Source organism: Exiguobacterium sp. s11 (genome assembly GCF_018619015.1).
GTDB lineage: Bacteria > Bacillota > Bacilli > Exiguobacteriales > Exiguobacteriaceae > Exiguobacterium_A > Exiguobacterium_A indicum.
The window spans coordinates 95,992-107,924 of record NZ_JACSNF010000005.1; the positions used below are offsets into that span (position 1 = coordinate 95,992).

The 11,933-nt window shown below is 38.1% G+C and carries 11 protein-coding genes, 1 pseudogene and 1 riboswitch; of the genes and pseudogenes, 5 read left to right on the forward strand and 7 right to left on the reverse strand.

What is annotated here, in order from left to right; genetic code table 11:
- The first annotated feature begins 191 nt into the window (after window positions 1-191).
- The gene (locus tag KNQ12_RS14405) at window positions 192-512 is read left to right on the forward strand and encodes a hypothetical protein (protein WP_047392515.1); all 321 of its coding nucleotides are present in this window, start codon (window positions 192-194) and stop codon (window positions 510-512) included.
- 3 nt (window positions 513-515) lie between these two features.
- Window positions 516-806, forward strand: a complete 291-nt coding sequence (locus KNQ12_RS14410; protein ID WP_047392518.1) for a type II toxin-antitoxin system RelE family toxin — start codon at window positions 516-518, stop codon at window positions 804-806.
- A gap of 114 nt (window positions 807-920) precedes the next feature.
- Here KNQ12_RS14410 and KNQ12_RS14415 read toward each other — a convergent pair whose 3' ends face one another.
- Window positions 921-1,475 carry a hypothetical protein gene (locus KNQ12_RS14415; protein WP_214749269.1) on the reverse strand — a complete coding sequence of 185 codons (555 nt, stop codon included), beginning with the start codon at window positions 1,473-1,475 and terminating at the stop codon, window positions 921-923.
- A gap of 1,263 nt (window positions 1,476-2,738) precedes the next feature.
- On the opposite strand from KNQ12_RS14415, the gene KNQ12_RS14420 reads away from it, so the two are divergent.
- Entirely contained in the window at window positions 2,739-3,758 is a 1,020-nt protein-coding gene (locus tag KNQ12_RS14420) for a tyrosine-type recombinase/integrase (RefSeq protein ID WP_214749266.1), read from the forward strand.
- Between the two features lie 257 nt (window positions 3,759-4,015).
- On the opposite strand, the gene KNQ12_RS14425 is transcribed toward KNQ12_RS14420, so the two are convergent.
- Window positions 4,016-4,414: an RrF2 family transcriptional regulator gene (locus KNQ12_RS14425; protein WP_214749263.1), complete on the reverse strand. Its 399-nt coding sequence runs from the start codon at window positions 4,412-4,414 to the stop codon at window positions 4,016-4,018.
- Window positions 4,415-4,679: 265 nt separating this feature from the next.
- A complete protein-coding gene (locus KNQ12_RS14430) occupies window positions 4,680-5,624 on the reverse strand; it encodes a sensor domain-containing diguanylate cyclase (protein ID WP_353047629.1) in 945 nt (314 codons plus the stop codon).
- Between the two features lie 397 nt (window positions 5,625-6,021).
- On the opposite strand from KNQ12_RS14430, the gene KNQ12_RS14435 reads away from it, so the two are divergent.
- Together KNQ12_RS14435 and KNQ12_RS14440 are read left to right on the forward strand one after the other, a co-directional pair.
- Entirely contained in the window at window positions 6,022-6,426 is a 405-nt protein-coding gene (locus KNQ12_RS14435; protein WP_214775483.1) for a hypothetical protein, read from the forward strand.
- A gap of 117 nt (window positions 6,427-6,543) precedes the next feature.
- A pseudogene (locus tag KNQ12_RS14440) lies at window positions 6,544-7,736 on the forward strand (IS3 family transposase).
- Between the two features lie 30 nt (window positions 7,737-7,766).
- Here the strand turns inward: KNQ12_RS14440 and KNQ12_RS14445 are convergent.
- The 4 genes from KNQ12_RS14445 to KNQ12_RS14460 form a co-directional block, all read right to left on the reverse strand.
- The gene (locus KNQ12_RS14445; protein ID WP_214749257.1) at window positions 7,767-8,066 is read right to left on the reverse strand and encodes a hypothetical protein; all 300 of its coding nucleotides are present in this window, start codon (window positions 8,064-8,066) and stop codon (window positions 7,767-7,769) included.
- Window positions 8,067-8,396: 330 nt separating this feature from the next.
- Window positions 8,397-9,701, reverse strand: coding sequence for an LLM class flavin-dependent oxidoreductase (locus tag KNQ12_RS14450; protein WP_214749253.1), 1,305 nt, complete (start codon window positions 9,699-9,701; stop codon window positions 8,397-8,399).
- A gap of 55 nt (window positions 9,702-9,756) precedes the next feature.
- Window positions 9,757-10,509, reverse strand: a complete 753-nt coding sequence (locus tag KNQ12_RS14455; protein ID WP_214749250.1) for a 3-oxoacyl-ACP reductase — start codon at window positions 10,507-10,509, stop codon at window positions 9,757-9,759.
- Between the two features lie 135 nt (window positions 10,510-10,644).
- Window positions 10,645-10,745: riboswitch (TPP riboswitch) on the reverse strand.
- A 117-nt stretch (window positions 10,746-10,862) separates the two neighbouring features.
- Window positions 10,863-11,927 (reverse strand): hypothetical protein, encoded by a 1,065-nt coding sequence (locus KNQ12_RS14460; protein ID WP_214749247.1) that lies wholly within the window; start codon window positions 11,925-11,927, stop codon window positions 10,863-10,865.
- Window positions 11,928-11,933 lie beyond the last annotated feature (6 nt).

The window sequence follows — 11,933 nt, forward strand, 5'->3', positions numbered from 1 at the left end:
TTCATTGACAATAAAAGGGCTATTTTGCTCTTCTACATATTATTGCTAGACTACAAATCTGTACTTCTGTACTTGTAAAGTTGCATAGATTTGTATATCTACAGATTACCAAGTTTAATTTAGTGCTTTTAAAAGACTTTTAAAAGTCTTTTAAAAGGTGTATGATGGAGTAAATAGAAGGAGGGAACGAAATGGGGATGAGAACACTCGATATTCCAACCACCTCAATATCCGATGTGAAACGCTCACCGATGGAAGCATTCCAAAGAGCAGATCGTGAAGCAGCCGGCGTTTATGTCTTTAATCGTGAGAAAGTTGCAGGTGTAATGCTCACTCAGAAACAATACGAGTCACTCAACAAAGAAATTGAAGAATTGTACAGTCGACTGGACGATTTGACAGTCGAGATGCGACTATCCAATAAAAATGTCCGCACCTATACTGATTCAGAAGTCCGTGGAGAACAAGGAACTCATCCAACGACTATTGATGAAATGGATGGGTGGGAGTGATCATTGTATCAGCTTGAGTGGACGCAGTATTCCAAAGAAGACTACGATAACCTCGACGGTAGCCAAAAGATATTCGTAGACAAAGCATTGAACCGAATCATTTCTGTAGGAATGGCAGCAGGACAGCCACTCAGTGGAAACTTGTCTCATTGCAATAAGTTGAAAAACAGAAAAATGGGGTTACGTGTTGTCTTTAGAGAAGCAGAAGGTAAGCTCCAAATCATTCAGATTGTTGCGATTGGAAAAAGGGACAAAGATGAGATTTACAAAATCGCTGAAAAACGTTTAGATTAAATTTTTGAAGAGGATCAACGCATCGTTACTTTTACAGTATCAACACGTTGATCCTTTTTATTGTGCTAACAAATTTAAACGGAGTACTTGGATGAAAGGCATTAAAGTTAAGGATCAATTAAATAGCTTAGTATAGAAGCCTCTTGAAGGAAGTGAAACTATTTCTTTTGTAATAGGTAATTTAATTAAATCTTCGATCCTGACTAAATGTATTTGATGTTTTAGATTATTTAAGTTTGCATGGGCATCTTTAGAACAAATACTCGTTTCAGGATTCAACATCTTGAGAATGTATACATCTCCTAGGCCTTCTATAGATACTTTATACATAGTTTTATTCTTAACTAAAAGATTGGTTAAAAATTTGCTGTACAAAATCAGAAGAATCCAAGCACTAAAGAAGACACTCATGGCCATAACAATAGTCTTCGTCTTATCTATAGATTCATAATTTAATTTGTTTACAAATACCATCCACAATATATAAACGAAAGTTACTAAGTAGGTTATATAAAAAGCTAGTTCGCCCATGCTTAAGTAACGTTTCTTTATTAGCTGATCATGAGTTAAAAAGATACTTTCGAAATTGGTTTTTGATAAAAGAGATATTCCAGAAATGATTACTGCTGGTAATGAAATAAGTAACGCAATTATTGCCGGTAATTTCATACAAGTTCTTCCCTTCAAATTTTATACATAAATTTACGCAGATAATAAGACTAAGTTTCTTTAAGATCGAGAAATTAAAGATTATATAAAACGGTCGTTTAATATAAAAAACCAACACGCCGATAAATTTAGTAAAATGAGCAGAAAAGCCTTATATTTTCTCGTATATTAATCAACGTCTATTTATTAAGGTAATTTAACGTTTTATATAAAAAAACCTCGCTACGAGATCATTGTTTGCTTGAGCAAACAGAAAAACAGGAGGTGTCTTGATGGCGAACAGATGTAAGACCATTTCCTACTCAAAAACGATTTTCATTACTCAAAGAAGTGATTGAAAAAATTAAGAGGGATTACAAATATGTATTAGTCGATCGTTTGCTACAAGAAGTAGCCAGTCGCATCCAACAGTTTACGGCGGAATATTCTAACGCTCATGCACACGAACGAGAAAAGTAGAAAGAGTTAGCTAAACGCATCCTGATGAGTATCTCTACCTGGGAATCCGTCTATCGTGTATCGATGAGTATCGTAATCTAAAGTATAGCGAAGGGAATGAACAACCTATTGAAACACTTTTATAACAAGTAGACGCTGCCTTATATGCAACAAAAGCATTTGAGAAGAACACGTTCCAATTTTATAAAACGTTGGTCGATTAATAAATCGTTTCAACTCATTAGCGGAAATTCCAAGCTTCCCTATATAGTTGTATGAAACAACTATATAGGGAAGCTTATTTGGTCTATTAGTATCCATTGTCAGTAATGTTGTTTTTTATATGTAGCTTCCCACTAACTTCAGTTAACGGATAAATGTTCTCCTACCGATCCTAATGTTTCTTCTCTCATCCCCATGTCTTAAGCAATCAAACCGGATTTTAAGTTTTCGATTTCGCTTGTCTCAAAATAAATAGTATTCTCTTTTTAATGAGATGAAATAATTAGCTGAAGTAATTGAAGCCCTTAATACTGTTTGGAAATGTGACTATTCTTTAATTCTTTCAATAATTGTGTTATGTCACCTTTTCATTCATCTTTAATTTACTTGTGATAATTAGCTGTTATCACAAGTAGTTATTTGTTATACTGAATATGGATAAATGATGTAATACAATTATTAATTACTCGATTACATTTTAAATACCCATGTATATCAATAATAATTGAATGTAATACGTAAATAATCGATGTTTTACTTAGCAAATGAACAAAAAAGGTGTCAAAAGAGGAAGCGTTGAGCAGAGAGATCGGAGGATAGTTGATGAACGAAGAAGAAATGAACGAAATCGTGATTAAAGAAGAAGCAGTACTGGCATTTGCCGATAGCCGGGAAAAGCTACTCGCAGTGCTTGAGAACGATCATTTAAATATGAAAGCACTGAGCGATCTTGAGATCTTCGAACTGTTCTGGGCGACGGAGTTGTTTCCGATTTATAGTCAAAAAAGCCCGCATACGAAGCGGGCCTACAAACAAGATCTCGATTATATTCTCCGCTTCTTTGTGACGAAGACACAGGGCGTCAAGCAGCTGACGATCCTCAACCTGCACGAGTACTTAAAAGACGTCCATGACCAATATGCACCGCGGACCGTCAAACGACGCAACGCCATGTTGCGGCGTTTCCTGCGCTTTCTACACGTTAATGATTATCACTCGCGTGATCTGTCAGTACAGGTGAAGGACCAGATGAAGCCGGAGCCGCTCCGCCGCGAGATCGACTTCGACGAGATGGAGGCGATTGCACTTGCCTTTCGCCACACGGTAAAGCAAAAAAAGAATCGCGAGCTGTTGCAGCTGCGGAATGAGACGATGGGCTATTTGTTGTTGACGACAGGAATGCGGGCTAGTGAATTACTAGCACTGCAGTTCAGCCAGGTTCAAGAGCATTCTTCTAGTAACTATATTGAATTTAAAGGGAAGCGTGAAAAGTGGCGACGCATTCCGTTATCCCAAAAATCAATCCATCTTATCGATCGATTAAAGCAATTAATGCAAATTGAAGGGTTAACGAATCCTTATATTTGTTTCAATATTAGGACTAATAATAATTCTATTTCTTATGAAGCATTGAGACTTATCGCTCAAGCTGCTTCCGCACAATTAACATTACAAAAAAATTCACCCCATTGGTTTCGCCGCTCTTTTATTACAAAGCTATTAGCGAATGGTATTCCTTTATATGAAGTCATGAATCTTTCGGGGCATGAGTCAATAACGACTACGAATACGTATCTTCAACAATTAAAAAAATCTAATTTAAATGTGCTACCTTATGATTAAGGGACTTTTTATATAAAACGTCAAATCTCCTTAATAATTAGACATTGATTAATATACGAGAAAATATAACATTTATCGGTCATTCTACTAAGTTTATTTGTATATTAGATTTTTATATAAAACGACCGTTTTATATACAATAAATAAAAGCCTATATGCTTTAGATTCAAAGACCTAATTAATTTTTTCAATAACACTAAACAAGCATCTTTTCATGCGCGTAAAGTTTCGATTGCTAAACGGCTAGAACAAATGGTTTATCTATTTTCTATTTTCACCATGTCATTCAAGGTAATGAAATTTAAATACTTAAAAAAGAGGAGATACACTTGATCTAAATTTCGTTGAATCGGAAGATTCTCATCTGAGGAAATGGGTTCTATACTTTTCAAATAGACCATATCTTCAAAAAGCATGATGACTTCTCCTATATGAATGTCTTCAGGTGATTTACTTGATCGAAGACCACCATTTCTGCCTTGTACCGTTTCCAAGAAACCATTCTTTTTTAAAGAAGAAACAATCTTCATTAAATGATTTTCTGAGATTCCATAAGCAACTGCGATCTCTTTTCGCTGGACTAAACGATTCGAGTGAGAAGCAGCAAATAAAAGAACTCGAATCGCATAATTGGTCGATGCTTTAATTTGCATCATAGTTAGATCCCTCCTCTTTCGCTTTTTTATGATGCAACATGCTTACAAGGATTAGAGAGTCTACTTTTTTCATCACTTCAAACATACACGGAAATTGCATCTTATTATACGAAAGGATTCAAAGAATTCTCTTTCACCTGTGTAATAAAAAAACTCGGCGACTAAATGTTCTGTATATATACAAGAAAGTGGGATCTTTGTCCTGGAGTTAAGATAAGAAAGGGAGCGAACGTCACTTGACGCCCTCTCCCTTTCCATTATTATTTCAAGAATAAAATTTGAAAGTATCCTTACCAGCAGATTTGGCATCGTATAATGCAGCATCTGCATGTCGAAGAAGGATGTCTAAACTTTCAACTTTGTCCTTTTCATACATTACGATCCCTATGCTTGCCGATACTTTATACGGTGTATCCCACGTGTTCAGAGCGCTTATGACTCGATTCGCTATTTCACTCCACTCCTCCTTAGTAGAAAGTTGAGAAAAGTGGAGGATGAACTCATCTCCTCCTAAACGTACGGTAAACGAATCTTTCTGTTCGTCCACAATAGCGCTTAGCCGAGAAGCTACTTCTCTTAAGACGGTATCCCCTGTATCATGTCCATATCCATCATTCACTTTCTTAAATCCATCTAAATCAAGAAAAAAGAGAGCACCGTCTTGAATCGGATGGTCTTCAAAATACTTACTTAAATAGCGTCTATTATAGAGGTCCGTCAACATGTCCTTCCATGCGAATCGCTCCAACTCTAAGTAATAAGAGAACAATCTTACAATCCGTTGCAGTACATTGATACTTTTTTCATCTAAAATGCTCACCTCATCATTTACCGCACACAAAGTTCCAAACTTCTTACCATCGGTAAAAGATATTGGAATCCCTAAATAAGATTGAATATTAACTTCTCTGAGTAGTGTCTTCACTTCATCAATTGAGCAATCTTCATTGATATCCTCATAGACCAAAGGTTGATTATTTTCAAAATCGATCCTTTTGCATACCGATTGATTTAAATCTACCACCATTCCTTCAGTAATATGAATGTTCGCTCTTTCATTTGAAAGTTTTAATATGAATTGTTGGGTATTGCTGAAAACCGACAGATAGAACAGTTGTTCCGGTAAGACTTGTTTAGCAAGATCGAGAAGATCATTAGCTAACTCATCAAAGTTTTTATATCTTTGTAATTCCATCAATGGAGTCTCCACAACATCCCTCCTCGTAAATGAATAGGATAATCGAATACTTCCTCGTATTACATGTATGTCAACTTTATCATATGCAAAATTCTAGAGGATATACGAATTGGTATTATTTCAATAAGTATAAATAGTACACTTTATTTTTTTCTAGCACATGTCCACAAATCACCGTTTTATAGAGAAAGCATTTAGTTTTCATTTCTAAAGAAACTTAATACTTTAAACTTCGTAGATTAGTTCATAAAAGGTGAAAGGAAGAAATTCATATGAAGTATCGGCGATAATTGTATTCATTTTTTCATTACTTCCTCTGTTTGTTTCTGGAATGTCTTTATTATCAAATACCAATTTTGAAAGGAGGTTTTTAACTGACGATCAACTTTTAAAGAAACGTTATTTAAGTATGGGAGAATTAGCTTTTTATTTAACTTACATATTAACTTTTATTTATACTCTATGGGTAATATTCGTATCTGAATCCCTAAATATGACCAACACTATACTTATATTCATAGGTGTCTTTTTTATCACTTGGATTCTTTTAATGTTATATAGAGAAATAATAACTAATCTTTTAATTAAGAATAAAATTATGCTTAAAGTATCTATAGAAAATTTAGGAGAAGTATATATTATCAAAATGTTTGATCCCGCTACCTGTATTTGTTCTAAGGATGCTCATGTTGATTTAAATGATTCTAGTCATCCAATATATTTAGTAAGAATGGAAGACTTGATTAAATTACCTATTACAAAAGAAATAGTTGTGATTCCGCCAAAGAAATTTTATCAAAAGTTATTCAACTAAGAAAAAAATAATTTTTCTGTTTTACTGAATAGAAAGCCTAATAAAAAAGAGAGAAGGTTAATTGAACTGCCCCATAAAAGTTGGACATAAAAATCCAACTTTTATGGAGTGTTTTTTATGACCAAATATACGAAGGCATTTAAAATCAAGGTCGTTGAACGTTATCTGACGGGACGAGACGGATACAAGAGCTTGGCGAATGAAATCGGGATCGCATATCAACGTATCCATGTGTGGTCGCGTCTCTATGAACGTTGGGGAGAGACGATCTTCGATCCTTCCTATACAACACACTCGCCGGCATTTAAAATGGTGGTATTAAACGACATGGCGACCAACAGGCTGTCCAGTATAGAGGCGGCCGTAAAATACCGAATTCCTCCCCAGGGATGATCTCGAGATGGCGATCGACGTATGAACGGGAAGGGACCGCAGGTCTGGTCGCCAGACCGAAAGGACGTGCCCCGATGGCGAGACGTAAAAAGAAGGATTTTGAAGAGATGACAGAAGTCGAGAAGCTCAAGGGTTCAAGAAGAGAATGCGCGACGAACCGGATCAAGGCACAAGTAATCGATGAATTGCGGTCAATCTATCCCGTTTCGGGACTCCTCCGCGTGCTCGGTATGGGACGATGTGGCTATCGTCGCATCCACGCACTTCTCGAACGCCAGGGCTACCGGCACGATCCGAAGACCGTGCGCCGTCTCATGAATGAGCTCGGTCTCAAAAGTCTCGTCCGCATGAAGCGATACCGCTCCTATAAAGGACGGGTCGGAAAGGTCGCACCGAATCTTCTCCAACGTGACTTCAAGGCCACCGGCCTGAACCAGAAATGGGTGACTGACGTCACTGAGTTTCACCTGTTCGGGGAGAAGCTCTACCTCTCGCCGATGATGGACTTGGGAAATCGTGAGATCATTGCCTATACCCTATCGGACCGCCCTACCTATCAATTCGTTGGTGAAATGTTGGATCAAGCAATCGGGAAGCTTGACGGGAAAGCCCGACCGATTCTGCATTCCGACCAAGGGTGGCATTATCAATATCGAGCGTTCGTCGGTACGCTCCACGAACATGGCATCACGCAAAGTATGTCCCGTAAGGGCAACTGTCTCGACAACGCAGCCATCGAGAGCTTCTTCGCCGTGCTCAAGTCAGAGCTCCTATATCTCAAGGAGTTCGATGACATGGATCACTTCAAATATGAGCTTGAGCGTTACATCGAGTACTATAACCATCGTCGTATCAAGAGACGACTAAAAAACCTGAGCCCTGTGGAATACCGGACTCAGGTCCTCAAGGTCGCCTGACAAATTATTTATTGCCTAACTTTTTTTGGTTCAGTTCAAGTTCTTCACTTTTTTGTTTTTAAGACCTAATGGAATTGCAATAATAACAAGAATTCCAATGATAATAGTTAAATAAAATGGCACGCTTGATCCATCTTTATTTAGATCGTCAGTTAAAGAACCCGCTTTGAAAAACAACATGATTGAAATGACGGCGAGGACTACTGTATTAAATGATATGTATACAAAAGATGAAATTTTAGATGGAACAACCAAAAAGATTACATTTAATAAAACTAAAAAACCTAACAAATAAAAAATTGAATTTAAAGAATCAAAAGTACCAGCCAAACAAAAACACCCCTTTAATTAGTATAAGAAAAATATAGCATTTTAATTTTAAAAATTGTGATTATCATATTACAAATGTCGCTTTTTAACATTTAAATCAGTGTGATTATATTTTTATAGCGCGATAATCGCGTCTCTGAGATTTCACGATATAATTCAAATTCCTCTGGATGCTGAGCTTCCCATTCGAGATTTTGCAACACTGAGATTTGTATCGTTTCTTTCATCTAAATTTTAAAGTTCGTAAATCTTAAGTCACGCCGATTCATATTTGATCTTCAAGGCTTTCTTCGAAATCTTTTCGGAATTTAACTAAACTTTTCATCTAATTTAATCGATTAAACCTAGATGCTCTCTAAATGTAGTACTTTGATAGGACACTTTAAACAATCCTCTTTTTTGTAACTCAGGAATGATCATGTCTACAAAATCTTCTAAACTTGACGGTAGTGACGGCGGCATCAAGTTGAAGCCATCTGCTACTCCCTCGTTAAACCAAAATTCCAACTGATCCACAATTTCTTCCGGAGTACCAATCAATGTCAGGTGTCCTCCTCCTGCTGCTAAATAGCCTAATAGTTCTTTGAGCGTCGGATCTGTATCATCGATAATCTCTAGAATCGTTCGGTAGCGTCCGATGGGTCCGGAAAATTCCTCGATCGATGGTAAGGTCGGAATCTTTGCTTCGAGATCCCATGTGGAGCAATCTTGCTGCAAAAAAAAACTCAATTGTTTCAACGCATTTTCAACCGGTAATTTTTCATCTAGTTCGGCTTTTTTGGCTAGTGCCTCTTCTCTTGTTTTACCAACATACGTTACTAAGCCTGGGTATATCTTAATCTTTCGATCTGGTGATTCAGTTTGTTTAATTTTCTTATGGAGTTTTTCACGAAAAGCATGGGCTTGTCTAAAATTCCATGACACAGAATATACGGCATCCGCATGTTTGGCTGCAAGGGCAATCCCTTCTTCAGAAGCACCCGCTTGCATCGCTACTGGCTTTCCTTGGAGACTACGCGGCGTAGACAAAGGACCTTTTACGCTGAAATAGGCTTCAGAATGATCGATAACTTGTATACGTTCAGGATCAATCAATTGGTTATCTGATCGATTCGCGAGAAAAGCCGCTTGATCCCAAGATAAAAATAGCTTCTCCATCAATGCTGCGAATTCGTTCGCCTTGTTATACCGTTCCTCCCTCGGTGGAAGTGCATCCATCCCGTGGTTTAACGCTTCCCAATCCGTCATCGAGGTCACTAAGTTCCAGCCTACCCTCCCCTTCGTCACGTGATCTAGGCTTAGAAGTTGCCTTGCTGCTGTATACGGATTGGAGAACGTGCTCGATATCGTAGAAACTAATCCGATATGATCCGTCACTTGAGAAATAGCCGTTAGATTAATTAAAGGATCCAACCAAAAGGCAGGTAAATCAGTTGCATTATTAGCCGGAAAAGATTGATTATCCGCAAAAAATACTGCATCCAAACATCCAGCTTCCGCTATTTGAGCCAGACGCTGATAATAGCGGCTCTCTCCGATCTCTTTAATCGCGGAATCAGGCATTAACCATGCGGCTTGATGATGACCACATCCATAAAACAAAACGCCGATATTTAACTGATTTTTATTCGTCATCTGCTGTTCACGAATCCCTTCTCTGACAAGCTGAGAATCTTTTAAAACGCCCGCTTCAATTCATCGTTAACCCACCATCGACCGTTACGTTTTGACCCGTAATCCCAGATGCTGCTTCTGATGCCAGGAAGGCGACCATTTGCGTTACTTCTTCTGGACTCGTCACTCTTTTCAATGGGGTCGATTGGGCAATGAAATCGAATACTTCAGCGGTTGTCACAGCACTCGCATCTGTGACTTTCAATAACCCACCGGAGACGACATTCACGTTTATGCCATATTGACCTAACTCCGCGGCTAGGTTTCGAGTAAAGCCAATCAGACCTGCTTTTGCTGTTGTGTATTCATGATAAGGAACAACTGGGTTTTGATAAAGGTTTGTTCCAATGCTGATGATACTACCGCTATGTCGTTCCATAAATTGCGGCAGGACACTTTGGATGGTGAAAAAAGCTGCTTTTAGCGTTCCATCAAGTTGCTTTTGATAATCTTCCCACTCTAAATCGATGAACGATTTTTGAGCAACCGGATCAAATTTAAAATCTACTAGTGCATTATTGACGACAACATCGATTTGACCATAATGTGCTGTTGCGTATTGCATCATGCTCTCAACATCTTCCCGCTTCGTAACATCTGCATACAAGGCAAGTGCATTCTCTGCTCCCAGTTCGCTCACAAGCTTTTCTGCTGCCTCCTTGCTTTTATAGTAATTAATCACCACTTTAAATCCATTGTTCACTAACACCCTTGCAATCGTCGCCCCAAGTCCTCGGCTACTTCCTGTCACTAATACTGTTCTGCTCATTCTTGTCCACTCCCTCATCCATTTTTGCAACTTAAATAGCGAAGTAGTAAACAAAAAAACGCAACTCTCCAAAAGGAAAGTTGCGCACATCTAAATAATCACATAGCAAAGAACGATATCATCGTCTCCGCTTGTTCATCAGAGTTTACACTTCCCTACGCTAGTACGACCTAGTTCAGGTTCAAAGGGTTTGAGTAGCTACTCATCTCAGTTTAATAACACCCCTAGTGATTCTATTTAAGTTATCTTCACTGTAGTGGTCTTGAAAACCCCTGTCAATGATTCTGACAGATAAATTCATTTCTAGTATTCTAAAAAGCGAGTAAACGAGGTGAATCATGAGTCCATCACGATTACTCCGATACAGTGACATCCTGTACCAAACGATTCTTTTTAGCATTTTTATCTTTGATGATTCCTTGATACGAAATCGATTCATTTTTCGTATCGATTACCGTGACTTGGAAATCCGAATCATTGATATTAGCGATATGGTATAGCTTTCCCTGCGCAATCATCGTATAGGAGCCATTGAAGCGGTAAGCACGCTGCCCTTCCACTTGATGTTGCTTGACTTGATTCGTCTTAAAGTCATAGGTACTCCATTTGATGCTTTTACTTTTTTCTGAATCAAACGTACCGTAAGCGATCAGTGATTGGCTATTTTCATCAGCATTAAAGTTCCCTTCCGCTGCATACGCATCAAGTGCTTTGATTCGTTTGATGCCTTTGCCGTTATCTAGATAATAAGCGCTATCTTTTTCTACCCCTTCCGCATCATATGCGATTTCACGATAGACAATTCCATAGTCGTTCACTGCCACATAATGACGCTCTTGATTAGTCTTGAGTTGCTTGGATTGAAGCGTCTCCACTTTTCCTTTTGCAAGGTTGAGTAATAACACCGTCGATTTTTCCTTTGCTCCATGATCATCCCGTTGGACGTATACGTTCATGCCGTCTTGATGGAAGACACGGATGTCAGCCATTTCACGATCCGGTACCGTTAAACGATGAGAAAGCGTCTTTTTAAATTGTTTCTGTGTACTTTTGTCATAAGAATGATAGTTCAACTGAGATGCCTTTACTTCAATTCCGTATGTCCGCGAGCCCATTTCACTAGTAAATACGTCTTCCTTAGAAAGAAAGCGATAGAAATCAGCAGGGAAGTCTGCAGCGTAGCTATTGAACAACCCTGTGATATAGTTCTGCGACTCACTATGGATTTGACCGTCCAATTGGATATTGTATTGAGTAGGCTTGATGTCTCCATTTTCAATTTCGATGTTTACTTTTTTAAGAGCTTCTGCATTTTCTTTTCGTATACTCTCGACTTCATAATCCGATCCTTTAATGCTTACGGCGTAACCAAAATAACTGAGTAAGGTGACGCCAGCAATACCTCCTACGATAATCATTTCTTT

Bases quoted from the DNA above. Each gene is read 5' to 3' on its own strand.
- KNQ12_RS14405 (WP_047392515.1), top strand. From the start codon at position 192: ATGGGGATGAGAACACTCGATATTCCAACCACCTCAATATCCGATGTG.
- KNQ12_RS14415 (WP_214749269.1), bottom strand. From the start codon at position 1,475: ATGAAATTACCGGCAATAATTGCGTTACTTATTTCATTACCAGCAGTA.
- KNQ12_RS14420 (WP_214749266.1), top strand. From the start codon at position 2,739: ATGAACGAAGAAGAAATGAACGAAATCGTGATTAAAGAAGAAGCAGTA.
- KNQ12_RS14425 (WP_214749263.1), bottom strand. From the start codon at position 4,414: ATGATGCAAATTAAAGCATCGACCAATTATGCGATTCGAGTTCTTTTA.
- KNQ12_RS14435 (WP_214775483.1), top strand. From the start codon at position 6,022: ATGGGAGAATTAGCTTTTTATTTAACTTACATATTAACTTTTATTTAT.
- KNQ12_RS14450 (WP_214749253.1), bottom strand. From the start codon at position 9,701: ATGACGAATAAAAATCAGTTAAATATCGGCGTTTTGTTTTATGGATGT.
- KNQ12_RS14455 (WP_214749250.1), bottom strand. From the start codon at position 10,509: ATGAGCAGAACAGTATTAGTGACAGGAAGTAGCCGAGGACTTGGGGCG.
- KNQ12_RS14460 (WP_214749247.1), bottom strand. From the start codon at position 11,927: ATGATTATCGTAGGAGGTATTGCTGGCGTCACCTTACTCAGTTATTTT.